This is a genomic window from Microlunatus soli (assembly GCF_900105385.1).
GTDB classification, from domain to species: Bacteria; Actinomycetota; Actinomycetes; order Propionibacteriales; family Propionibacteriaceae; genus Microlunatus; species Microlunatus soli.
In genome coordinates, this window is record NZ_LT629772.1 from 1,030,562 (window position 1) to 1,054,060 (window position 23,499).

The window sequence follows — 23,499 nt, forward strand, 5'->3', positions numbered from 1 at the left end:
GGGGTCGAGGTCCGACCAGACGTCACTGAAATCCAGCGAAGCCCGTCGCGCCAACACGACTCACCGTTGTGCCGGACCTGCCAGACTGCGGGTCTGCTCGCCGCCATGAATGCTCTCCCGCGATCCGCCGGCAGCGCGTGACGGACGGATCGGGCCGGGCAGGGCTGCGCACCGGGTCTTGGCGCCGGTGATCACGCGGCAGGATCCCCGTCACCGGGCAACTCGCGGACGATCGCGCAGCGGGCAGTCGGCGCGACGGCGCGGACACGTTCGCGCAGGAACGCCTCGTGTCCCACCGGTTGTCTGACTGCACGGCAAACCGACCCAGCCATCAAGTTGACCGAGAGAAGTGCTGTGATCCGCCCCGTTCGACAGCATCCTTCTCGGTCAAGTTCGGGCTGCCACGCCCGGAAGCGGGGCGACCTACGCGACAGACTCCTCGTCTCGGAAACGGCCGACTCGCGGGTACAACTCTTGGTCTGCTGTCACATCCCACTGCTGACGAACGTCAAGCAGGTATGACGATCTTGATCACCGGTGGCACCGGCTCGCTGGGCAGTGCCTTGGTCCCCCTGCTGACGACCGACGACTCGACCATCCGGGTGTTGAGCCGCAGTCTGCATCCCTCATCCGAGAGCATCGAGTACGCCGTCGGCGACGTCTCCAGCGGTGCCGGCCTGGACGCTGCGTTCGCCGGCGTCGACGTGGTCGTGCACTGCGCCGGCAGCGCCAAGGGTGACGCCGCGCGAGCGCGGCACGTGGTGGACGCCGCCGAGAACGCCGGCGTGCGGCACTTGGTGTACATCTCCGTCGTCGGCGCCGACCGGATACCGGTGCAGAGCCGCCTCGACCGGGCGATGTTCGGCTACTTCGAGCAGAAGCGGATCGCCGAACAGATCATCTCCGGCTCCAGCCTGGGCTGGACGACGCTGCGGGCGACCCAGTTCCACGACTTCGTGACCACGACGCTGGATCAGCTGGCCAAACCTCCGGTATTGGCGCTGTGGCGTGGTGTCAGCTTCCAGCCGATCGACCGGCGCGACGTCGCCACTCGGCTGGCCGAGCTCGCCCACGGTGAGCCCGCCGGGCTGGTGGCGGACATGGCCGGGCCGCGGATCTACTCGATGGAGCGGCTGGCCCGCGACTACCTGCGCGCCACCGGCAAGCACCGGCTGATCGTCAACCTGCAGACGCCCGGCAAGGCCGCGGCCGCGTTCCGAGAAGGTGCCAACCTGGCCCCCGATCAGGCCGTCGGAAGCCGCAGCTGGGAAGACTTCCTCGCCGAGGAGTACGGCGCCGTGGAACAAGCTGCTGCGTGATCAACAACCGGCTCGCCCCGGCCGGGGCGAGCCGGTGTTGTCGGGATCAGCCGAGGTCGCGGCGCCGCAGGCTGAGCAGGCCGACGGCCAGGATGGCGAACGCTGCGCCGATCATGATCATGGTCGGCACCGGTGTGAACGATGCCCCGGTCAACACCTTGGGCGCGTGGTGGAACGGCACGATCAGATCGGCGACGGCGTAGTCGATGCCGATCGCCGGACCGATGGATTCGCCGAACAGGTTGACCAGCACGAAGACGACCCAGACGATGACCGTCGCCAGACGTGGCAACAGACCGACCGCAAGCATCGTGACCGAGGCGGTCAGCCAGATCGGCGGAATCAGCACCAATGCCGCCGTCAGCACGGCGAGCCAGGTCCTCCCCGGCGTCGGCGTGCCAAGACCGAAGCCCAGTCCGGCCGCCGCTCCCCCGATGATCATCACCGTGGCCGACCCGACCAGCGCGATCCCGATCTGCGCTGCCGCCCACCCCAGCCGGGACACCGGATGACTGAGCAGGAGTTCGCCCCGACCGGAGACCTCCTCGCTTCGCAGCCGGAGCATGATCAACATCGGCAGCAGGGAAGAGAATCCGGCGATGACTGGCAACATTGGCCGAGAGCGGGCAGCAGGCCCTGGACGATCAGTCACCGGCAGCCGACCGGATTGCCGAGATCCGGGACTACTTCGCCTTCATCGCCGCCGAGATCGAGGGCCTGAACGAACGCTGGCGGCAGCGCGAGCGGTCCGGACGGTCGTCCGGCACCTGACCTCCACCAGCTCAGACCGAGCGGGCGTCCAGCAGCTCCCGGTTGAGCACCGACCGGACCTCGATGCCGATGGCACCCAGCACGTTGCCACCCGGCTCCTGCCGGTCGATGGCGCAGACGACCGTGTCGACGACAGCACCGAGTTCGCGGATCGCCAGCGCGGCGTCGCGGACCGCCCCGCCGGTGGTGATCGCGTCCTCGACCAACAGCACCCGTCGCCCCGAGAGATCCGGGCCCTCGGCCAGCTTGCAGGTGCCGTAGGCCTTGACCTGCTTGCGGATGTAGGCGGTCGGCAGCCCGCTCATCTGACCGAGCACCGCGGCGATCGGGACGCCACCCAACTCGATCCCGCCGAGTACCTCGGTCCCGGATGGGATGAGTGCCACCATCGGCTCGACGACCCGACGCAACAGTGCCGGGTCGGACTCGAACAGGAACTTGTCGAAGTACTCCTCAGCCTGCCGACCGGACCGCAGCGTGAACGTCCCGCGCAGCCGGCAGGCCCGGTCCACATCGTCGGCGAGTCGGAGCAGTTCGGGATCTACGGGCGCACGCACGACCGCACTGTAACGGCTAGGGCGCGTCCCGCAACCTCACTGCGTAGCGAGCGGTGTCCGGTGCGTGCGCTGACCGGCGGAGGAGGGAGTGAGTGAGGTGACCCCCGTTCGACTGACGACAACGTCGTCAGCGTGCGTACTGGGCGCGGCGCAGTAGCCGCGAGGTTGCGGGACACCTAGTGCGCAGGCGGCGTCAGCAACAGCTCTGCCGCTCGAGCGAAGACCTCCTGTACGGCCAACTCTCCATGATCAACATGGATGAACTGACTGCCGATCGCGGCGCAGAACGCCAGCATGCTGCGCGCCTCGACCTCAACCGGATCGTCGCAGAAGCTGCCGATCACCGTGCGCAGCAACGCAATCCGTCGGTTGTCCACCCGTGCCAGTCGCGTCGCGACGGCTTCATCCCGACGCGCCCAGTCCCGGATCGCGAGATCGATCGGCAACAGCCGATCCTCGGAGAAAGTCAACCGACGGGCCCGTTGCGCCACCTCGACCGGAGCTCCGTCCTCGTTCTCGACCTGGGTCAGCACGTCGTCGACACTCTCCCGCTCCCAGGTGTCCAACATCGCCTCCAGCAGGGCGCTCCGATCGGCGAAGTAGCCGTAAAAGCCACCCTTGGTGACCCCGAGCGCCTTCGCGAGCACCTCGACACGGACGGCATCGGGGCCGCCCACGGCGAGCACCCGGAGTCCTTCATCCACCCATTTCTGTCGTGGTGTTCGCGCGACGGCCACGATGTGCCCCACCTCACTGCCGAGCTATCTATACGGAGCCGTACAAAAGGCGTACGGTCTTGTTATACGCAACCGTATATCAAGGAGTCGGTCCGATGTCTGTTTCCGAAACAACCACCGCCGTCGATGCTGCGGTCGGCGTCGATGCCATGCCCGCCGACCTGCTCGCCATCGCTACTCTGCCGAGCCTCGACTACGCCAACCTGGTCAGCACGCCGACCGATCTTGCCGTCGCGCCGGAGATCTGGGCACGGACGATGGTGGGCGACGTGCCGAACACCATCGAACGGGTGGTCTGGAACGGCATCCTGCGATTGGGCCTGAGCCGAGAGCCCTCCCCCGAGCGGGTCGCCGGCTGGCGGATCACCGGCCGCGACCCGCAATGGATCCGGCTCGAGGCCAGCTCCGGCCTGCTGGCCGCAAATATCATCGTCCGGACCGTCGACGGCCGGGTGTCGATGGCGACACTGATCCGCTACCGGAGTGCGGTGACGCGACCGATCTGGACGGTGCTCACTCCCCTGCACACCAGCGTGATGCCGAAGATGCTGGCCGCGGCGATCGAGCAGTTGGCCGGCGACGACGGCGGGACGAACCGCTCCTGATCAATGCCCGGAAGCCACGCAGAACTCGTTGCCTTGGGGGTCGGTCAACGTCACCCAGCCGAAGTCCCCGGCCGATCGTTTCTCGATCAGCGTTGCGCCGGCCGCGACGAGTTCCTGAGCGGCGGCATCGAGGTCACCGTCGGTCATCACGTCCAGATGGATCTTGTTCTTTCCCGGCGTGGGTGCCGCCACCTTCTGGAAGGACAGGAAGCCGGGTAGTCCGCCGCCCTTGAGGGTGACGAACCAGCCGTCGTTGGTGGCCACGATCTCGGCGCCGAAGCGTTCGGCCCACCACGCAGCGATCGGTTCCGGATCGGTCGTGTCGACGGTGATGGCCCCCAGTGTCAATGTCATGGCGACAGCCTGCCACCGACCCCTGACAATCAGCGCCGCCGGACGCCGCCGGCCCCGACGCTGGCTGCCCCGACGCCGTCTTTCCGACCGACCCGGCCCAGCACTGCGCGGTGACCTTCGCGGTGGACACGAGCGGCGAGCCGTCAGGCCGCGACAGCTCCGTGTCCGTCCGGTACGACCTCGGCCGGTTTCGGTGGGCCCGGCGGCGTACCCTCTCCGAACGGCCGGCCGCCGAGCTGTTCGCGGTGGTGCGGGGTGAGCCAGTTGGACAGGTCCGGCCCCTTCGGCACGATCTGCGTCGGGTTCACGTCGGTGTGCACGATGTAGTAGTGCTGCTTGATCTGCACGAAGTCGGTGGTGTCCCCGAAGCCCGGCGTCTGGAAGAGATCGCGGGCATAGGCCCAGAGCGCGTCGAACTCGGCCAGTTTGTTCCGGTTGCACTTGAAGTGCCCGTGATAGACGGCGTCGAAGCGCGCCAACGTGGTGAACAGCCGGACGTCGGCCTCGGTGATCGAATCGCCCACCAGGTAACGCCGATCGGTCAGCCGCTCCTCCAGCCAGTCCAGTGCGGTGAAGAGCCGATCGTAGGCGGCGTCGTAGGCCCGTTGCGAGCCGGCGAAACCGCAGCGGTAGACGCCGTTGTTGATCTCGGTGAAGACCCGCTTGTTCACCGTGTCGATCTCGTCGCGCAGCGCCTCCGGATACAGCTCGGGCGCGCCGTCGCGATGGAACTTCGTCCACTCCAACGAGAAGTCGATGGTGATCGACGGGAAGTCGTTGGTGACGACCGCCTTGGACGGAACGTCGACGATCGCCGGGACCGTGATGCCTCTCGGGTAGTCGGGATAACGGGCGAAGTAGGCCTGCTGCAGTCGCTCGTATCCGAGCACCGGGTCGACGCCACCCGGGTCCAGGTCGAAGGTCCAGCTGCGCTGATCATGGGTGGGCCCGCAGAGCCCGAGTGAGATCGCGTCCTCCAGCCCGAGCAGCCGGCGGACGATCAAGGTCCGGTTGGCCCACGGGCAGGCGCGGGCCGCGATCAGCCGATAGCGGCCGTCCTCGACCGGCCAGCCGTCCCGGCCGTCGGCGGTGATCCGATCCGCGATGTAGTTCATGTCCCGGTTGAATTCCTTGCCGCCGGTGACGTAACCGGGACCCGCTTGTTGGTCGACTTCGCCCATGTGGGACACCTTACGTCGGGTCCGGATGGCGGCGACAGGTCAGCCGGCGGTGGACACCGTGGCGGACTGCCGCAGCCGTTGTTGCGCCAGGGCGCTGGTCCGGACGGTCCAGATCACCAGGCCGGTCAGCAGTACCGGGGTGAAGAACGGCAGGATCGGCGCCATCGTGTCGACCGGGAGCAACGCAACCAAGATCAGCTTGACGGCTGCCTCGACCAAGAAGCCGACCGCCCAGATCACGGTCAGGAAGCGGAACAGGGAGCGGAATCCTCGATGGCTCTGCCACAGCCCGCTCCATCGGCTCCGCTCGCCCTCATCGGTGGCCCCGAATCGTTGCGCGAGATGGAACATCATCGGCTTGCCGACGGCCAAGGTGAGCAGGAAGATCAATCCGGAGATCGCACTGGAGATTGCGTCCTTGGCGAGCAGGAAGCGGGCACTTCCGGTGACCAGACTGAGCAGCAGCCCGATCCCGAAGGTGATGATCATGAAGATCGCGAAGGCGTCGACTTCGCGGCGGCGGATGATCACGTACGCCGCGCGCAACCCGGCGACGACGGTGCCGATCAGAAGCGCGGCGAACATGCTGGTGCCGAACCCGCGCGCGATCAGATAGGCGCCGACCGCCAACCCGGCATCCAGGAACAGGGTCCAGACGATGGTGAGAATCATTCTGCGTTGGTTCATGGTCAACCTCTTTCCGGGATCCAGGAGCCGTGGAAGCCGGCCGGCACCCGGCGCGGCAACAGGACGCGGGCGACCGGCCCGGCGCCGACGTCGGTGGCGTCCATGACGTGCAACTCCGAGCGGGAGCCGGCGATCGGTGTCACGATGCTGATCAACCAGCCGTCGTCCTCGTTGCTGGCAGCGACGGCCGGGACGAACACCGCCTCTCCGATGTGCTGCCGGGTGTCGAAGTCGAGCACGGTGGCCGACCCCGCGGCCGTGTCGTACTTGATCAGCCCGCCGTTCCGGCTGCCGGAGACGGCATACAGGAATCTGTTGGATCGACCGACCCGCTGCTCGTTGATGCTGGGGAATTCGATCTCCCGATCGTCCAGCTGCTCCTCATCGAAGGCACCGGTCGTCGGGTGGATCACCCACCGGTGCAGGACGCTGGTCAGCCCGGCATCGGCGACCAGGCTGCCGTGCCCGCCGGAGGATCGGACCGATCCTCCGATGGCTCCCCAGGCGGCGGTGAAGGCCTCAGCGCCGTAACGGACCGCATCGAGGATCACTCGGCCGTGATCATCTTCGCGGGCGTTGCCGACATGGAAGACGTAGCAGGGGTCGACGTCGACCCATCGCACGGCGGCAGACCCGCCTCGGCCCGCTCGGCGGGACATGATGCCGATCCGGGCCCCATAGGACTCGTCCCAGACAAACGGCATTCCGGCCCGCGGACCGGGCCGGAAGACCACCGGCAGGTCCAGCCACACGACGTAGTGCTCGGTGATCGCGAAGTCGTGCATCATCGTCGGGCCGGGCACGTCGACCGGCGTCGAGGCGATCAGGTTCCCCGCTGCATCGGCGACGTGGAAGGTGAGATAAGGACTGGTGGCGGAGTAGCCGTAGAAATACAGCTCGCCGGTCGACGGATCGGTCTTCGGATGCGCGGTCATCGCGGTCCGCAGTCGTCCGGAGAAGTCGAAGGCACCGACGGTCCCCAGTTCGGGTGTCACGCGGTACGGCACCCCTCCCTCGCACAGCACGAGCAGCGATCCGCCGTGTTCGATCACGTGCGTGTTGGCTGCATTGCGGCGAAGATCACGGCCGTTCGCGTCCAGCATCGGCGCTGCCGTCGGATCGTCCGAGGCGGGATCGGTGTCGACCCACCGGTTGCGATACCACTGCGCGCGTCCACCGGCGATCCGGACGCCGTGCAGCATGCCGCGTCCGACGAACCAGTGCCCAGCCCTGTCGCCGGGCAGCGGGTTGGGTCCATTGCGCAGGTAGCGCCCGTCGAGTTCGGGTGGGATCGAGCCGATCACCTCCAGGTCGCGGGCATCGATCTCGTCCGGCACCGGGGCGATGATGCCGCCGTCTGCGTAGTCGGCCGGTGAACGGACCGGACGCGCTTCTCGAGTCGCCATAGGTTGACCTTGACATGTCAATTTCGACATGTCAATGCTGACCTATTAAGGTTCGTTTCATGGCACTGCGTTTCGCCCTGCTCGGGCTGCTCAACGATCGACCGTCCAGTGGGTACGACCTCAGCCGACGCTTCGCGGCCGGCATCGGGACCTACGCCTGGGACGCCAAGCACAGTCAGATCTATCCCGAGCTGCGCAAGTTGCTGACCGATGGGCTGATCGAGATCAGCGACGAGGGCGCCCGCGGCCGCAAGACCTACGCGATCACCGACCCGGGCCGAGACGCGCTCCGGGAATGGCTGCTCGCCGGCCCGTCATCCACCGGCGGCGTTCGCAACGAGTACGTCCTGCGACTCTTCCTGCTGTCGGCGCTGGAACCCGCCGACGCGATCAAGATCCTCAAGCAGACCCGAGCCTTCGCCGCCGAACAGGTCGACGATCTGACCCGGGAGTACCAGAGTCTCCGCACCGAATCGGGCGGCTCCCCCACCGGATCCGGCCTGGCCGCCCAGTACGGCGTGCATGCCTACCGCGCGACGATCGAGTGGGCCGACTGGGCGATCAAGGAATTGCGGAAGTCCGAACACTGAATCTGCGCCGGCGTGAGCATGATCATCTTCCGGCCACCGCCCACCCGATCAGCCGTGACACCCGGACCTGCGACAATGGCGCCCTGGGACTGAGGGGAACAGTCCAGAGGGGAAAGAAGGGGTTCATGATCACCGGACTGGTGTCCACCGTCATCGGCATCATCGCTGCCGTCATCGTCATCTTGATCATTCTGATCGTGCTGCTCCGCAGCTTCCGGGTCGCGCGACCGGACGAGGCATTGATCATCACCGGTCGCTCCAGCGGCAAGCCGGCCCGGGTGGCGATCGGCACCCGAGCCCTGGTGTTGCCGATCCGCGAGCGGGCGTACACCCTCAGCCTGGCGTCGCGATCGGTGAAGGTGAAGGTCGAAGGCATCTCCCGCAACGGCATCAAGCTCTTCTTGGAGGGTGTCGCGCAGGTCAAGGTCGGCGGCGACGAGGAGAACGTCCGCCTTGCCTCACAGCGATTCCTCGAACAACAGGACCAGATCGAGGCCTACACCCAAGACATCCTGGCCGGTTCGCTGCGCGCGGTCGTCGGCACCCTGAGCGTGGAGCAGATCATCCACGAGCGAGCGGCGCTGGCACATTCGGTCCAGGAGGTTGCGCTGGACTCGCTGAACAACCAGGGCTTGATCATCGACACCCTGCAGATCTCCAGCGTCGAGGACGACACCGGCTACCTGAAGAATCTCGGCCGCCCGGAATCGGCACAGGTGGAGAAACTGGCTGCGATCGCCGAGGCGAGCGCCCGTCAGGAATCCTCGGAGAAGCAGGCCGTCGCCGACGAGGGGGTGGCCGTAGCCGAGCAGCGGTTGGCGATCCGGCGGGCCGAGATCAAGGAGGAGACCGACGCCCGGCAGGCCGCGGCGGACGCGGCCGGCCCGCTGGCCCAGGCCAAGCAGCGCGAGTTGATCATCCAGCGCGAGGAGCAGGTCGCGATCCGGCAGGCCGAGCTGACCGAGAAGCAGCTGGACACCCAGGTCCGCCGCCCGGCCGACGCCGCCAAGTACAAGGCAGAGCAGGAAGCCGCGTCCGAGCTGGCCCGACGTCGGGCCGAGGCCGAGGCCCGCAAGGCCGACGGTCTGGCCGAGGCCGAAGCGATCGGCGCGGCCGGTCGGGCCGAGGCCGAAGCGATCGAGGCGAAGGCCCGGGCGTACAGCCAGTTCAACCAGGCGGCGATCATCGATCGACTCGCCGACGTGCTACCCAAGATCGCCCACGAGCTGTCCGAGCCGTACGCCAACATCGACGATCTGACGGTGATCTCCACCGACGGCGCCAGCAAACTGTCCCAGAACATCGCCGGCAACTTCAACGAGACGATCACGCTGGTCGAGCGGATGACCGGGGTCGATCTGCGCAAGCTGGTCGACGGCGTCTCCAGCCGGTCGGGGTCCGACGGCAGCAACAACAACAGCCGTCCTGCGATCGGGGCCGACCCGGATCGCGACTCCGCCGCCGACGGCAGCAGGACCGAGCAATCCGACCGGAACCAGGAAGCCGCCCGAACCGAGCAAGCCGAGCGAGCCGAGGAAGCCGACCGGGCAAACGACGCAAACCGGGCGGCCGACCGGCGCTCCGCCGAGGAGGCGGCAAAACAGGCCGCCCGTGAGTCGGCACGGCAGTCTTCGGAGCGGGCGGCCGCCGAGGCCAGGGCCGTCGAGGCCCGGGTCGCCGAGCAGATCGAGCAGCAGGTCCAGCAGCAGTCGGGCGGGCAGCAGTCGGGCGGGCAACAGCAACGACCGGCCCGTCCGCAGGCGCCGCAGCAGCCCTTCGATCAGCGCCAGCAGTTCGAGGCGCCCCCGCAGTCGGAGCGGGGGCAGCAACAGTGGCCGCCGCCGGCCGCCCCGGGCGACGGTCGCTGACCCAACGACCGACGGCCGCTGACCCAACGACAGGGCGTCACGACGAGTTCGTGATAACGCAACGCGGGCGGGGATAATGGTGCGGTGAAGTTCATCGCCACCCCGCCCGCATACGACCTGACCTACTCCGATGTGTTCATGGTCCCCCGCCGGTCGTCGGTCGCCTCGCGGCTCGACGTCGACCTGACCAGCACCGACGGCATCGGCACCACGATCCCGTTGGTGGTGGCCAACATGACGGCGGTGTCCGGCCGCCGGATGGCCGAGACGGTGGCCCGTCGCGGCGGCGTCGCGATCATCCCGCAGGACATCCCGACCGACGTCGTCGCCAGCACGGTGGCCAAGGTGAAGAACAGCCACACCGTCTTCGACACCCCGATCTCGGTCACCCCGCACGACACCGTCGGGCAGGCGATCTCGCTGCTGGCCAAGCGTGCCCACGGAGCAGTCGTCGTGGTCCAGGACGGCAAGCCGCTCGGACTGGTCAGTGAGGCCGATCTGACCGGCGTCGACCGTTTCGCGCAGGTGCACGAGGTGATGAGCGACGACCTGGTCATCGTCTCCCCCGACACCGCACCGGAGGACATCTTCTCGCGGCTCAGCGAGAAGCACCTCACGGTGGCCCTGGTCTGCGAGGGCGACCGGCTGCTCGGTGTGATGACCCGCAAGCACGCCCTGCGTTCGACGCTCTACCGACCGGCCGTCGATCCCGACGGCCGGCTGATCGTGGGCGCTGCCGTCGGCATCAACGGCGATGTCGCCGGACGGGCCGAGGCGCTGCTGACCGCCGGCGTCGACGTGCTCGTGGTCGACACCGCGCACGGCCACCAGGACAAGATGATCTCCGGCCTGAAGGCCGTCGGCGAGGCCCGCGACCGGTTCGCCGAGCAGACCGGCCGGCGGATCTCGGTGGCCGCCGGCAACGTGGTCTCGGCCGACGGCGTACGGGAATTGGTCGACGCCGGCGCCGATGTGATCAAGGTCGGCGTCGGACCGGGCGCGATGTGCACCACCCGGATGATGACCGGGGTCGGCCGGCCGCAGTTCAGCGCCGTGCTGGAGTGCGCCGCCGCGGCTCGTGAACTGGGTAAGGCGATCTGGGCCGACGGCGGTGTCCGCTACCCCCGCGATGTCGCCCTGGCACTGGCGGCTGGCGCGGGCAGCGTGATGATCGGCTCCTGGTTCGCCGGCACGTACGAAAGCACCGGCAATCTGCTCACCGACGCCGAAGGACGGGCGTACAAGGAGTCGTTCGGGATGGCGTCGGCCCGGGCGGTCAAGATGCGGACCCGAAGCTCCTCCGGATTTGAACGGGCCCGGGCCGGCCTCTTCGAGGAAGGCATCTCCTCGTCCCGGATGTATCTGGATCCTGAGCGGCCCAGCGTCGAGGATCTGATCGACCAGATCATCTCCGGTGTGCGGAGTGCCTGCACCTACGCCGGTGCCGCGAGCCTGGAGGAGTTCCACCGGTTCGCCCAGGTCGGCATCCAGTCCAACTCCGGCTACGAGGAAGGGCGTCCACTGCCCGCCGGCTGGTAACGCCGGGCCGACCACTCAGCCGGCGGCGACCTCGGCGAGCCGCCCTCGGAGATAGTCCCGTTCGGTGTCGTTGTCGGTCAGCGCGATCGCCTGCCGGTAGGCCTCGGCCGCGGCGCCCGATCTGCCCAGACGTCGCAGCAGGTCGGCCTTCACCGCCGGCAGGTAGCCGTAACGTTCCAGTCCCCCGGCCGCCTCGAGCCGCTCGACCTCGGTCAGCGCTGCCGCCGGGCCGGCCGCCATCGACAGCGGAACCGTACGGTTCAAGGCGACCACCGGCGACGGCCAGACTGCGAGCAGCCGGTCGTACAGGGTGACGATCTGGGTCCAGTCGGTCTGCTGATAGCTCGGCGCATCGGCGTACAACGCGGCGATCGCCGCCTGCAGCGCGTACCGGCCGGCCCGGCCACTGCGCAGACTCTGCACGATCAGCGTGTCGGCCTCGGCGATCGCCACCCGATCCCAACGGGTCCGATCCTGCTCCTCCAGGCGCAGCAGCCGGCCAGCGGAGTCCACCCGGGTCTCCCGACGGGCATCGGTGACCAGCAGCAGTGCCAGCAGTCCGGCTGCCTCCGGTTCGTCCGGCATCAGCTGCCGGAGCACCCTGGCCAGGTGCAGCGCATGATCGGTCAGGTCGGCTCGGACCAGGGCCGGCCCGGACGGTGCGACGTGGCCGCTGGTGAAGACCAGATGGATCACCCCGAGCACGGCCCGCAGCCGATCCGGCAACTCCGCCGCCCGCGGCATCCGGAACGGGATCCGAGCCAGCGTGATCTTCTTCTTGGCCCGGGTGATCCGGGCCGCCATCGTCGATTCCGACACCAGCAGCAGCCGCGCGATGTCCGGGGTCGACAGGCCGCAGACCAGCCGCAGGGTCAGCGCCAGTTGGGCGTCCTGGGCCAGGGCGGGGTGACAGCACAGGAAGATCAGCCGGAGCCGTTCGTCGGCGACCACCGCGGACGGTTGCTCGGGCTCGGGCTCCAGCAGCGCCTGTAGATCCATGTCCTGGCCCTCCTCCGGCTCGACCAGCAACGGCAGCTTGGTGCGCAGGGTCGACTCCCGGCGGATCGCATCGACCGCTCGACGCCGCGCGGTGGTGACCAGCCAACCGGCTGGCCGGTCGGGAATCCCGTCCCGCTGCCACCGTTCGACGGCGGCAGCGAACGCCTCCTGGACACAGTCCTCGGCCAGGTCCAGATCTCGCGCGACGCGCACCGTCGCTGCCAGGACGGTGCCCCAGTCGCGACGATGCGCCTCACTGATCGCGTCCTCGACGGCCGACCGACCAGGTCGACCGCCGGGGGCGCCTGCCGGTGGCATCAGACCGAACGGTCCACGACGACGCCACCCTCGACCGGACGGACCTCGACCGAACCTCCGTACCGGGCCGACGGGTTGTTGCGCGCGATCTCCAGGGCGGCGTCCAGGTCGGCGGCCTCGACGATGCAGATCCCGGCGATGACCTCCTTGGCATCGACGAATGGTCCGTCGGTCACGGTGTCACCACTGACCGTGGTCGCCGTCTCGGCCGACTGCAGCGCGAACGCCGCGACCATCACGCCGGCCTGTTGCAGATCTCGCGCATGCTGGTCGTGCTCTTCACCGGTTCCGGCGACGGCATCGGCGTACAACAGAATCGCGTACTGGGCCATGATCATTTCCTCTCGGTGCGAGGGGGCGGGCATTTCCCGACCTGCCTCTCACCCTGCTGTCGGACCGTCGACGGCGAATCGACAACCGGTCCGCGAACTTTTTAGCAGAACGCCGATCGTGCTCGTTCGATCCGTCGGCGCGATCATGATCGGGCGCCGATCGTCGGAGCAGTCGGCCCGTTGAGCAGTCCGCCCGTTGTGCAGTCCGCCCGTCGGAACAAGTCGACCGGCGGACCGTCGTACGCGGCCGTCAGCGAGCGGGCCGCTGCCAGGACGGATCGCGGCCGATGAAGCCGATCAACCGGTCCTGCACCGGGGCGTCGGCCGGCACCGAGACCGCCGGACCGAACTGTCCGGACGCGCGCATCGCTTCCTCGACAGCTGCCGACCCGGCGAGGATCGCGGCACACCGGTCGGGGTCCAACCGATCGTCCTGCCCGGTCGCCCGGGCCAGATCCCAGGTGTGCAGGAACACATCGGAGGTGTAGAAGTTGTTGATCGCCTCATCGATCGGCAACTCGCCGATGTGTGGGTTGCTCAATGTCCGGCGGTGGCTGGCGGGATCCTCGAGGAGGCGTTGCACGGCGTCGGCGTGGTCGTGCCAGGCTGCGACCGGATCGGACCGGACCGAAGCGATGTCGCCGAGGGAGAAGCCGAGCAACGCGGGCAGCCATTCGACGAGATGACCGACCACGTCCCGCGCGGTCCAGCCCTCGACCGGCGCCGGCGCGTCCCAGCCGTCCGGATCGACACCGTCGACCCGCTCGGTGAACGCGCCGGCGACCAGGCGATGCTCGTCGGCCGGCGTCTGCGTCACTGCCCCTCCGCCAGGATCGCGTCGAGCTTGGCGTAGCCCTGATTGATCCCGGTCTCCATGCCGCTGGCCAACATCCCGGCCTGGGCCTCCATCGAGTCGACCAGGGCAACCGAGGTCAACAGCGACCGTCCGCCGGGCAGCTCGGTGAAGGTCATCGTCTCCAGGCTGACCGCACCGGGCATCCCCTCCCAGCTCCAGGTCTGGACCAGTGTGCAGTCCTCGGCCAGCACCTCATGGAAGGAGCCGAAGAACCACTGGTCGCCAGTGCTGTAGCGGTAGCTGCCGCCGGTCTTGCCGTCCCACCGGTCGATGGTGACCTGGTAGCGGTCCGGCCCGATCCACTGGGCGAAGATCTCCGGGTCGATGTGTGCGGCGAAGACCTGCTCCGGCGGCGCATCGAACTCGCGGGTGATGGTGACCTTGGGGAGGTCCTTGTCAGCGCTGATCACTGCTTCGCGGCTGTTGCTCACGTTCGTGCTCATCGTGCTTCTCCTTCTGGCTGGAGAGGACTGCATCCAGACGTCGATAGCGCTCCTCAGCCTGCCGCTGGTAACGCTCGATCCACTTCGTCATCAGGTCGAACACCTCCGCTTCCAGATGCACCGGCCGGCGCTGCGCGTCCCGCGAACGAGTGACCAGCCCGGCATCCTGCAGCACCTTGATGTGCTTGGACACCGCCTGCATGGACATTTCGTACGGAGCCGCGAGCTGACCGACCGTCGCATCACCGACCGCCAACCGGGCGACCATGTCGCGCCGAGTGGGCTCGGACAACGCCGCGAAGATCCTCGACAACCGATCCTCAGTCATCCTGGAACCTTCCTCAACTAATTGGTTGAGTACAACTCAACCACGGCAACCGGTCTTTGTCAACCAATAAGTTGAGGAACCTTCCCGCCGACCCGTCAGTTTGTCCCGCGTATTTGCGGCGTGTCGGTGAGAATTCGACGGGTCGGGCTGGGAGGAACCGGGTCGCCCGGGAGGAACCGGCGGGTCGCCCCTGGCTCGGGAGGCACCGGGTCGCCCCTTGGCTCAGGAGGCACCGTCGGGCCGGGCGTCGGTGGAGTTGGTTGGTGGGTCGGTGGAGTCGGTGGTGGGTCACCCTCCGACCGACCACTCCGGGGACGAATGTCCACACCTGTTACGAAATCGCCCTGTGCGCCGGGACCCCCGGGGACAGATGCCCACACCTGATACGAAATCGCCCCGTGCGCCGGGACCCCCGGGGACAGATGTCCACACCTGTTACGAAATCGCCCTGTGCGCCGGGACCCCCGGGGACAGATGCCCACACCTGATACGAAATCGCCCCGTGCGCCGGGACCCCCGGGGACAGATGCCCACACCTGATACGAAATCGCCCCCCGCCGACAGGAACGCACAGGGACGGACACCCACGCGTGCTGCGAAGAGTCCTCGGTGATGCTCCAAGCACCTGGACGTGCGGCGCTCAAGGCCGCGGTGGCTAGGTAGATGACCGCGTTCGGCCAGGACCGGTCCTTCGACAACTCAGGACCCTTCGAACGACTCAGGACGCTTCGAAAGACTCACGGTCCAACGGCAAGGTTCCTGGCCCTTCGACGGGCTCAGTGCCCGATGACCAGGATCAGCCGGCGGAGGCGTACCGCTCAGCGGACCGGGCGCGGCGCTTCTCGGCCTCTTCCTCACGGTTCTTCGGCGGCGCAGAGGTGACCAGATCGTCCAGCAGATGCTGGGTGACGTGGGCGATCTCGTGCACGGCGCGGTCGAAGGCTTCCTGGTTGGCCTTGGACGGCTTCGTGGTGCCCGCGATCTTGCGGACGTACTGCAGCGCGGCGTCCTGCACTTCCTGGGAGGTCGCCGGCGGATCGAAGTTGTGCAGCTGGCGGATGTTTCGGCACATGCCGTCGGAGTCTAGTTGTCGCCCGCGCCGTACGGGAGTGACTCAGCGACTGCGCAGATGGCGCGGCGTGGTCAGGAACAGCACACTGACGAAGCCGGCCAGCATCACCACGGCGGGCAGCACCAGCGATTGCGCCATCGCCGAGCTGAAGCCGTCGAGCAGCTGGGTCGGCAGACGGCCGGCACCACCCAACGCCATCGGGTCGGCACCGGCATGGCCGGCCAACTGCGGCAGATCGGCGCCGAGCCGGGCGGTCATCAGCGCGGCGATCCCCGCACTACCCAATACCGCACCGACCTGGCGGGAATTGTTGAAGACCCCGGATCCGGCGCCGGCCAGCGCCATCGGCAGGTTGCGATTGGCACTCACGCCGATCGGGGCGAAGATGAACGAGTTGCCCAGCCCGTACACCGTCACCGGCAGCAGGATCTGCCAGACCGGCGCATCCGGCCGCATCGCCGCCGCCATCCAGAACAGTCCGATGGCGCTGGTCAGCATCCCGAAGCCGGCCAGATACCGCGGGTGCCGGGTGTCGACCAGTCGGCCGACGATCGGCGCGAACACCATGCTGGTGATCGCCATCGGCGCGGTCAGCAGCGCGGCCTCGGTCGGCCCCAGTCCACGAACGGTCTGGGCGTACAGCATGAACGGCAGCTGGAAGCCGACCATCACCACACCGACGGCGGTGATCGCGATATTGGCCAGGCTGAAGTTGCGATCGGTGAACAGTTTCAGCGGCATCAGCGGCTCGGCTGCGCCCTTGGCCTGCCAGCCGACGAAGGCGGCCATCACGACCAGCCCGCCGATGATCAACAGCCACGCGCGGTAATCCCAGTCGAGGTTGCTGCCCTCCTGGATGCCGAAGACCAGCGCGAACATGCCGATCGCGCTGAGCACCACCCCGACCACGTCGAAGCGATGGCTGTGGGTCTCCAGCGACGGCACCAGCAACCAGGCCAACACCAGGCCGACCACACCGATCGGCAGGTTGACGAAGAAGATCCACTGCCAGCCGACGCTGTCGATCAGGACGCCGCCGAGGATCGGCCCGATCAGCCCGGCGATACCGGCGACCGCACCCCACAGGCTGGTGGCCTTGCCGCGGCGTTCCGGCGGGAACGTCCGGGTGATGATCGCCATCGTCTGCGGAACCATCATCGCCGCACCGAGCCCCTGGAAGATCCGGGCGACGATGAGCATCTGGATGTCGGCCGACAGCCCGCACCACAGTGACGACAGCGTGAAGACGGCCAGCCCGGACAGATACATCCACTTCGGACCGACCCGGTCACCCAACCGGCCGGTGATCAGCAACGGTACGGCGTAGGCCAGCAGATAGGCGCTGGTCACCCAGACGACATCGGTGACGCCGGCATCGAGGTCGGCCATCAGCGCCGGGGTCGCCACCGAGACGATGGTGGTGTCGATCATGATCACGAAGAAGCCGAGCACCAAGGCGAACATCGCCGGCCAGGGGTTGGACGGCTCCCCCGGCTGCGGCCCGGCCGTCGCCAATGGGCCGGCAGGTCCGGTCGCACCGAGCTGGGTCGGGCGCAACTCGGGATCACGTCGCGGGGCCATCGATCTCCTTCATATGTTCGTCATCGGGTGGATGCTGACGCTTCGTCGCCCACAGCCGGCGGCCGAGTCGCGAGCGGGTCGGTCGGATCCGGCGGTCTCCGCGGTGGGCTCAACCACCGGCCGGACAGGTTCATTCCTACCCCACGCCACTGACAGCGGTGCACCGTCTCAGCCGATCGGTCCGACGAGCCGCCACGCAACTGCCCCCTGCCGGGAGCCGTCGGGCAGTGTGAGCGGCGCACGGCACCGGCAGCCGGCACCGAACCCGGGCCGTGATCGCTGCGCCGCCGGGAAGCAGGATTCGGCTGCTCCGGGCTGCACGCCTGCTCGCTGCGTTGCACTCGTTTCGACGGGTCCCGGCTGGCCGTGACACGTTCGCCCTGCGACCGGATCTGCAGCGCGGGGCTCGAAGAGATCAGTACGTCCCTCGTGGCGCCTTGCCGAGATTGTTCCTGTCTCGCGGCGCCCGGGCACGCAGATCGCGGCGTTGGCGATCGCTCGACATTCGCCCGGTATGCCTTCGCGACGCCGCGTTGCGCTGCACGCACCTGTCGTTGCGAGACGACGCGCTGCGTCAACACGGCGACGTCGCCCTCCTTCGAGGTGCTGACGTACGCCCTCCGTCGCGCGCAAGCCGTGCGCACGCACAGCGCACCGCTCGCGACGGGCACAGGCACCCTCCTACGGGCGGCGGGCGGCAAGATGCTTGGGCGCCTCCAGGAACAACACCACCAGGAAGCCGACGCCGATCACGATGGCGGGCAGCATCAGGGACTGGCCCATCGCCGTACTGAAGCCGTCCAACAGTTGCGGCGGCAGGTCACCGGCGCCGGCCTCGGTCGGAGCGGCACCGCCGGGCATCGCCGGCAGATTGGCGGCCAACCGGGATTCCATCAGCGCTGCGATCGCTGCGCTGCCGAGCACCGAACCGACCTGCCGGGTGGCGTTGTAGACCCCGGAGCCCGCCCCGGCCTGCGCCATCGGCAGGTTGCGGTTGGCCGAGACACCGAGCGGACCGAAGGTGAACGCGGTACCGATGCCGAGCAGCGTGATCGGCAACAACAGCTGCCAGATCGGGGTGTCGGCCCGCAGCACCGAGCTCAGCCAGAACAGCGACACCGAGTCGGCCAGCAGACCGAACCCGGCCAGGTACCGCGGGTGATAGCGGTCCACCAGCCGACCGACGAACGGCGCCAGGATGATCCCGACGACCGCCATCGGCACCATCAGCAGCGCTGCCCTGGTCGGAGTCAGCCCGCGGACCGACTGGGCGTAGATCATCAACGGCAGCGACAACGAGATGATCATGAAGCCGACGGCGGTGATGGCAATGTTGGACAGGCTGAAGTTGCGATCGGTGAACAGCCCCAACGGCAGCAGCGGTTCGGCGGAGTTGACCCGCTGCCAGATCACGAAGCCCACCATCACGACCACGCCGGCACCGATCAGCAACCAGATCCAGCCGGCCCAGTCGTAGCTCTCACCCTCCTGGATGCCGAACACGATCAGGAACATGCCGATACCGCTGAGCAGCACCCCGGGAATGTCGAACCGGTGACTGTGGGTCTGCAGTCTCGGCACCAGTCGCAGGGCCAGCGCGAACGCGACCACACCGACCGGGATGTTGACGAAGAAGATCCACTCCCAGCCCGGGCCGTCGATCAGCAGACCGCCGACGATCGGGCCGACCAGGGAGGCGACGCCGGCCACCGCACCCCACAGCGCCATCGCCCGGCCCCGCTTGTCCGGCGGGAAGGTGCGGGTGATCACTGCCATCGTCTGTGGCGTCATCATCGAGGCCCCGAGGCCCTGGAAGACCCGGGCGATGATCAACATCTCGATGCCGTCGGACAGCCCGCACCACAAGGACGAGCCGGTGAACAGCACCAGTCCGATCAGGTAGATCCATTTCGGACCGACCCGATCGCCGAGCCGGCCGGTGATCAACAGCGGGACCGCGTAGGCCAGCAGATAGGAGCTGGTCACCCAGACCACCGAGTTCACGTCGGCGTCCAGCGAGGTCATGATCGCCGGAGTGGCGACCGAGACGATGGTCGAATCGACCAGGATCATGAAGAATCCGAGCACCAGCGCCCACATCGCCGGCCACGGGTTGGCGGGTTCGGACGCAGGCCTCATCGCCGGTTCTGTCACTTGGGCCATGGCAAGTCCTTCGATTGCAGTCTCTTCAGCGTTGTCGCGATCCAGTCGCGTTCGGCGCTGCGCTGCGCCAGCAGGTAGTCGATCTCCAGCCAGTGCGCCTCCGGAAGCGGCAACTTCTGCAGCTGCTCGATCGCCGTCCGGTAGGCATCGATGTCGGTCTCGACGATCTGCAGGTATTCGGTCAGCAGCCCGACGACGGTGTCGACCGACAGGTTGTGGGCCTCGGCCAACGCGAGCGGAAAGCGAGGAAACTCCGGCTCGGGCTCGGACATCGTGCGCCGCACCCAATCCTCCAGAGCGACGGTACCCGCATCGGCGAGGGCGTACATCGTTCTTTCCGGACGGGCACCGGCTCGCTCGGTGCCGGTGACCTCGAGCAGTCCGTCCCGGGCCAGCCGTTCGACGGTGTGATACAGCGAGCCGGCGCGGATCTTGACCAGCCGATCCTGGCGTCGTTCCATCAACACCGAGAACATCTGGTACGGATGCATGGGGCGCTCGGCGAGCAATGCCAGCACCGCCGCGCCCAAGGGCGTCACTCGTGCCGCCAATTTCACCCGTGCCGCTGACGTCACCCCGACCCCCGATCCGTGCCCCTCCACCAAATACTCCACGTGGAATATTACGCACGGGGCAAACCCGAAGACAAGCCGGACAGACAGAACGGCCCCGGACATCGCGTCCGGGGCCGTTCAATGTCTCAGGTCGAGCTCAGTGAACCTCAGTGGGCGTAGTCGCCGCGGTAGTACTCGTAGATCAGACCGGTCAGCGAGGCCATCCCGAGCGCACCGGCGATGATCACCATCCACCAGCCGAGCACGAGCCCCACCATCACCAACGCCAGGGTGAGGGCGCAGAGCAGCGGCCAGATGCTGTGCGGGGAGAAGAAGCCGACCTCGCCGGCCCCCTCGACGATCTCGCCTTCCTGCTTGTCCTCGGGCCGGGCGTCGATCCGGCGCGAGATCAGGGTGAGATACCCGGTGATCATCAGCGACAGGAAGAACGTCAGGGTCAGGGCCGCCGTACCGGTGGTCTCGTGCGTCACCAGCCAGTAGGACGGCGTGACGATCAGGAAGAACACCGTCAGGATCGTGAAGATCCAGGCTTCGACCTTCATCGGAGCTCCTCTCCCGACTGTCCGCCGCGATCGGTCAAGGTCCCGACACGTCCGGTGTCGGCGGGTGCGTCGATCAGCTCACCTTCGTCGGCTTCGGCGTACTCCTCCAGCGCGATCTCCGGGTGGTGCAGGTCGAAGGCCGGCGACTCCGAACGGATCCGCGGCAGCGAGTCGAAGTTGTGCCGCGGCGGCGGGCAGGAGGTGGCCCACTCCAGGGACCGTCCCCAACCCCACGGGTCGTCGGTCTGCACCAGCGGCGCCTTACGCGACTTCCACACGTTGTAGATGAACGGCAGCATCGAGGCACCGAGCAGGAAGGCGCCGGCCGAGGAGACCTGGTTGAGGACGGTGAAGCCCTCGTTGGGCAGGTAGTCGGCATAGCGCCGCGGCATACCCTCCACGCCCAGCCAGTGCTGCACCAGGAAGGTGGTGTGGAAGCCGAGGAACAGCAGCCAGAAGTGGATCTTGCCCCACTTCTCGTCCAGCATCCGGCCGGTCCACTTCGGCCACCAGAAGTAGAAGCCGGCGAACATCGCGAACACCACGGTGCCGAACACCACGTAATGGAAGTGCGCCACCACGAAGTAGGAGTCCGACAGCTGGAAGTCCAGCGGCGGGCTGGCCAGGATGACTCCGGTCAGACCACCGAACAGGAAGGTGGTGAGGAAGCCGATGCACCAGAGCATCGGGGTGTCGAAGGTGAGACTGCCGCCCCACATGGTGCCGATCCAGTCGAAGAACTTGACCCCGGTCGGGACCGCGATCAGGAACGTCATGAACGAGAAGAACGGCAGGTTGACCGCACCGGTGACGTACATGTGGTGGGCCCAGACCGCCACCGACAGGGCGGCGATCGACAGCGTCGCCGCGACCAGCGTCATGTAGCCGAAGAGCGGCTTGCGGCTGAACACCGGCAGGATCTCGGTGATGATCCCGAAGAACGGCAGCGCGATGATGTAGACCTCGGGGTGGCCGAAGAACCAGAACAGGTGCTGCCACAGCATCGCGCCGCCGTTGGCGGCGTCGAAGACGTGCGCGCCGAACTTCCGGTCGGCCTCCAACATCAACAGCGCCGCGGCCAGGATCGGGAACGCGATCAGCACCAGCAACGAGGTGATCAGCGTGTTCCAGGTGAAGATCGGCATCCGGAACATGGTCATGCCAGGCGCCCGCATGGTCAGGATGGTGGTGATGAAGTTGACCGAGCCCAGGATCGAGGACAGACCGACCAGGTAGAGGCCGACGATCCACAGGTCACCACCCACACCGGGGCTGTTCACCTCGTTGCTCAGCGGCGAGTAGGCGAACCAACCGAAACTCGCGGCGCCGTCCGGGCTGAGGAAGCCGGAGACCGTGATCAGGCCGCCGAACAGGAAGAACCAGTAGGACAGCATGTTCAGCCGCGGGAAGGCGACGTCCGGTGCGCCGATCTGCAACGGCATGATCGCGTTGGCGAACGCGGAGAACAACGGCGTCGCGAACAGCAACAGCATGATCGTGCCGTGCATGGTGAAGAACTGGTTGAACGTCTCGTAGCTGAGGAACTGCAGCCCCGGGAAGGCCAACTCGGCGCGCATCGCCAACGCCAGCAGACCGCCGAAAGCGAAGAAGGCCAACGACGTGATGATGTACAACTGCCCGATCATCTTGTGATCGGTCGTGGTCAGCCACTTCCAGGCGACCTTGCCCATCGGTCGCCGGACCGTGACCGGCGCGGAGGCCGTCCGCTCCGCGGTTCCCTCGAAGGTGGTCACCTCAGCCCTCTCCCTGCTTCGTCTCTTCGGTGCCGGCTTCTTCCGGACGCTGCGGCACCGCACTCGGGTGCTCCAGCGACTTCAGTTTGCCGGTCTGTCCCTTGGCCGCCAAGGACTTCAGGTGAGCGACATACTCATCCTGCGAAACGATGTGCACGTTGAACAGCATCGCCGAGTGGTAGGTGCCGCACAGCTCGGCACACTTGCCGGCGAAGACACCTTCCTTGGTCGGCGTCAGATCGATGGTGGCGTTGCGGCCCGGCAGCACATCGAGCTTCTCGTAGAACGCCGGCACCCAGAAGGAGTGGATGACGTCGACCGACTTGAGGTCGAAGCGGACGCTCTCCCCGACCGGCAGATAGAGGTCGGCGGGATCCTCGATCGTCCCGGACTCCCAGACGTCCTTACCGACGGCGGGGTTACCGGCTTCCTGGTAGTTGAACGACCAGTTCCACTTCTGTCCGACCACGGTCACCACATGATCGGGCTTGGCCACCTTGGCCTGCACCTTGTCCTGGGTGATCACGGTGAAGTAGAAGAGCACGCCGATCATGATGAACGGGGTCACCGTGTAGAGGATCTCGATCGGCAGGTTGTACCGGTTCTGCCGCGGGACGCCGGGCTTGCGCCGGCGATACCGGACGACGCACCAGACGATCATGCCCCAGACCAGAACGCCGACACCGAAGGCGGCGATCCAGGAACCGATCCACAGGTTATGGGTGTACGGAGTGCGGTCACTGGCAGCGACCGGCAACCCGAGTCGTCCGAGTTGCGCCGTCTGCTCCGCGCTACACCCCGCGAGGCTGAGCGCGCCCACTCCCAGCGACACCAGCAGCAGTCGGGAGACCGTGCGCGGAACCGACCGCTTGGTGAGCGGGACTCGCGGGCGAGAAACAGGTGCCACGTCGACCCTTTCTGA

The 23,499-nt window shown here is 67.4% G+C and carries 25 protein-coding genes; 6 read left to right on the forward strand and 19 right to left on the reverse strand.

Features of this window, described 5'->3' with window-relative positions:
* The first annotated feature begins 518 nt into the window (after positions 1-518).
* A complete protein-coding gene (locus BLU38_RS04820) occupies positions 519-1,319 on the forward strand; it encodes an SDR family oxidoreductase (RefSeq protein WP_091520710.1) in 801 nt (266 codons plus the stop codon).
* 46 nt (positions 1,320-1,365) lie between these two features.
* On the opposite strand, the gene BLU38_RS04825 is transcribed toward BLU38_RS04820, so the two are convergent.
* Complete coding sequence (locus tag BLU38_RS04825) at positions 1,366-1,932, reverse strand: hypothetical protein (RefSeq protein WP_091520713.1); 567 nt, start codon at positions 1,930-1,932, stop codon at positions 1,366-1,368.
* Between BLU38_RS04825 and BLU38_RS30755 the strand changes: the two genes are divergently transcribed.
* Positions 1,932-2,090, forward strand: coding sequence for a hypothetical protein (locus BLU38_RS30755; protein ID WP_157683213.1), 159 nt, complete (start codon positions 1,932-1,934; stop codon positions 2,088-2,090). The two genes, BLU38_RS04825 and BLU38_RS30755, sit on opposite strands and share 1 nt — an antisense overlap.
* Positions 2,091-2,101: 11 nt before the next feature.
* Here the strand turns inward: BLU38_RS30755 and pyrE are convergent, their stop codons facing one another.
* Positions 2,102-2,647 (reverse strand): orotate phosphoribosyltransferase, encoded by a 546-nt coding sequence (gene pyrE, locus BLU38_RS04830; RefSeq protein ID WP_231920179.1) that lies wholly within the window; start codon positions 2,645-2,647, stop codon positions 2,102-2,104.
* Between the two features lie 176 nt (positions 2,648-2,823).
* Positions 2,824-3,384, reverse strand: a complete 561-nt coding sequence (locus BLU38_RS04835; RefSeq protein ID WP_172836078.1) for a TetR/AcrR family transcriptional regulator — start codon at positions 3,382-3,384, stop codon at positions 2,824-2,826.
* A 95-nt stretch (positions 3,385-3,479) separates the two neighbouring features.
* Here BLU38_RS04835 and BLU38_RS04840 point away from each other — a divergent pair, with 95 nt between their 5' ends.
* Positions 3,480-3,989, forward strand: coding sequence for a hypothetical protein (locus BLU38_RS04840; RefSeq protein WP_197679996.1), 510 nt, complete (start codon positions 3,480-3,482; stop codon positions 3,987-3,989).
* On the opposite strand, the gene BLU38_RS04845 is transcribed toward BLU38_RS04840, so the two are convergent.
* The 4 genes from BLU38_RS04845 to BLU38_RS04860 all read right to left on the reverse strand — a co-directional run bounded on the left by BLU38_RS04845 (position 3,990) and on the right by BLU38_RS04860 (position 7,617).
* Positions 3,990-4,343 (reverse strand): VOC family protein, encoded by a 354-nt coding sequence (locus BLU38_RS04845; protein WP_091520719.1) that lies wholly within the window; start codon positions 4,341-4,343, stop codon positions 3,990-3,992.
* Positions 4,344-4,486: 143 nt separating this feature from the next.
* A complete protein-coding gene (locus tag BLU38_RS04850) occupies positions 4,487-5,524 on the reverse strand; it encodes a glutathione S-transferase family protein (RefSeq protein ID WP_091520722.1) in 1,038 nt (345 codons plus the stop codon).
* Between the two features lie 39 nt (positions 5,525-5,563).
* On the reverse strand, positions 5,564-6,211 hold the full coding sequence (locus BLU38_RS04855; protein WP_157683214.1) for a VC0807 family protein: 648 nt from the start codon (positions 6,209-6,211) through the stop codon (positions 5,564-5,566).
* Between the two features lie 2 nt (positions 6,212-6,213).
* On the reverse strand, positions 6,214-7,617 hold the full coding sequence (locus tag BLU38_RS04860) for a carotenoid oxygenase family protein (RefSeq protein ID WP_091520727.1): 1,404 nt from the start codon (positions 7,615-7,617) through the stop codon (positions 6,214-6,216).
* Between the two features lie 59 nt (positions 7,618-7,676).
* Between BLU38_RS04860 and BLU38_RS04865 the strand changes: the two genes are divergently transcribed.
* From BLU38_RS04865 to BLU38_RS04875, 3 genes are all read left to right on the forward strand, one after another.
* Positions 7,677-8,207, forward strand: coding sequence for a PadR family transcriptional regulator (locus tag BLU38_RS04865; protein ID WP_091520728.1), 531 nt, complete (start codon positions 7,677-7,679; stop codon positions 8,205-8,207).
* A 125-nt stretch (positions 8,208-8,332) separates the two neighbouring features.
* Positions 8,333-10,075: a flotillin family protein gene (locus tag BLU38_RS04870; protein WP_091520731.1), complete on the forward strand. Its 1,743-nt coding sequence runs from the start codon at positions 8,333-8,335 to the stop codon at positions 10,073-10,075.
* Positions 10,076-10,159: 84 nt separating this feature from the next.
* Positions 10,160-11,614 carry a GuaB1 family IMP dehydrogenase-related protein gene (locus BLU38_RS04875; protein ID WP_091520733.1) on the forward strand — a complete coding sequence of 485 codons (1,455 nt, stop codon included), beginning with the start codon at positions 10,160-10,162 and terminating at the stop codon, positions 11,612-11,614.
* 15 nt (positions 11,615-11,629) lie between these two features.
* On the opposite strand, the gene BLU38_RS04880 is transcribed toward BLU38_RS04875, so the two are convergent.
* From BLU38_RS04880 to ctaC, 12 genes are all read right to left on the reverse strand, one after another.
* Positions 11,630-12,931 carry an RNA polymerase sigma factor gene (locus BLU38_RS04880; RefSeq protein ID WP_091520736.1) on the reverse strand — a complete coding sequence of 434 codons (1,302 nt, stop codon included), beginning with the start codon at positions 12,929-12,931 and terminating at the stop codon, positions 11,630-11,632.
* On the reverse strand, positions 12,931-13,263 hold the full coding sequence (locus tag BLU38_RS04885; RefSeq protein ID WP_091531948.1) for a YciI family protein: 333 nt from the start codon (positions 13,261-13,263) through the stop codon (positions 12,931-12,933). Before BLU38_RS04885 ends, BLU38_RS04880 begins: the two co-directional genes overlap by 1 nt.
* Positions 13,264-13,513: 250 nt before the next feature.
* Positions 13,514-14,080 (reverse strand): TIGR03086 family metal-binding protein, encoded by a 567-nt coding sequence (locus BLU38_RS04890; RefSeq protein WP_091520739.1) that lies wholly within the window; start codon positions 14,078-14,080, stop codon positions 13,514-13,516.
* On the reverse strand, positions 14,077-14,562 hold the full coding sequence (locus tag BLU38_RS04895) for an SRPBCC domain-containing protein (RefSeq protein ID WP_091520743.1): 486 nt from the start codon (positions 14,560-14,562) through the stop codon (positions 14,077-14,079). Before BLU38_RS04895 ends, BLU38_RS04890 begins: the two co-directional genes overlap by 4 nt.
* A complete protein-coding gene (locus tag BLU38_RS04900) occupies positions 14,516-14,890 on the reverse strand; it encodes an ArsR/SmtB family transcription factor (protein ID WP_091520747.1) in 375 nt (124 codons plus the stop codon). The genes BLU38_RS04895 and BLU38_RS04900 overlap by 47 nt, the downstream gene beginning before the upstream one ends.
* A gap of 796 nt (positions 14,891-15,686) precedes the next feature.
* Complete coding sequence (locus tag BLU38_RS04905) at positions 15,687-15,962, reverse strand: DUF2277 domain-containing protein (RefSeq protein WP_091520750.1); 276 nt, start codon at positions 15,960-15,962, stop codon at positions 15,687-15,689.
* A 42-nt stretch (positions 15,963-16,004) separates the two neighbouring features.
* Positions 16,005-17,543, reverse strand: coding sequence for a DHA2 family efflux MFS transporter permease subunit (locus tag BLU38_RS04910; RefSeq protein ID WP_091520753.1), 1,539 nt, complete (start codon positions 17,541-17,543; stop codon positions 16,005-16,007).
* A 681-nt stretch (positions 17,544-18,224) separates the two neighbouring features.
* On the reverse strand, positions 18,225-19,706 hold the full coding sequence (locus BLU38_RS04915) for a DHA2 family efflux MFS transporter permease subunit (protein ID WP_091520756.1): 1,482 nt from the start codon (positions 19,704-19,706) through the stop codon (positions 18,225-18,227).
* Positions 19,694-20,320, reverse strand: coding sequence for a PadR family transcriptional regulator (locus BLU38_RS04920; RefSeq protein ID WP_157683215.1), 627 nt, complete (start codon positions 20,318-20,320; stop codon positions 19,694-19,696). Before BLU38_RS04920 ends, BLU38_RS04915 begins: the two co-directional genes overlap by 13 nt.
* Positions 20,321-20,427: 107 nt before the next feature.
* On the reverse strand, positions 20,428-20,823 hold the full coding sequence (locus BLU38_RS04925; protein WP_091520761.1) for a cytochrome c oxidase subunit 4: 396 nt from the start codon (positions 20,821-20,823) through the stop codon (positions 20,428-20,430).
* A complete protein-coding gene (gene ctaD / locus BLU38_RS04930) occupies positions 20,820-22,514 on the reverse strand; it encodes an aa3-type cytochrome oxidase subunit I (RefSeq protein ID WP_091531949.1) in 1,695 nt (564 codons plus the stop codon). The genes BLU38_RS04925 and ctaD overlap by 4 nt, the downstream gene beginning before the upstream one ends.
* 64 nt (positions 22,515-22,578) lie before the next feature.
* Positions 22,579-23,484: an aa3-type cytochrome oxidase subunit II gene (ctaC, locus tag BLU38_RS04935; RefSeq protein WP_456238077.1), complete on the reverse strand. Its 906-nt coding sequence runs from the start codon at positions 23,482-23,484 to the stop codon at positions 22,579-22,581.
* Between the last annotated feature and the right edge of the window lie 15 nt (positions 23,485-23,499).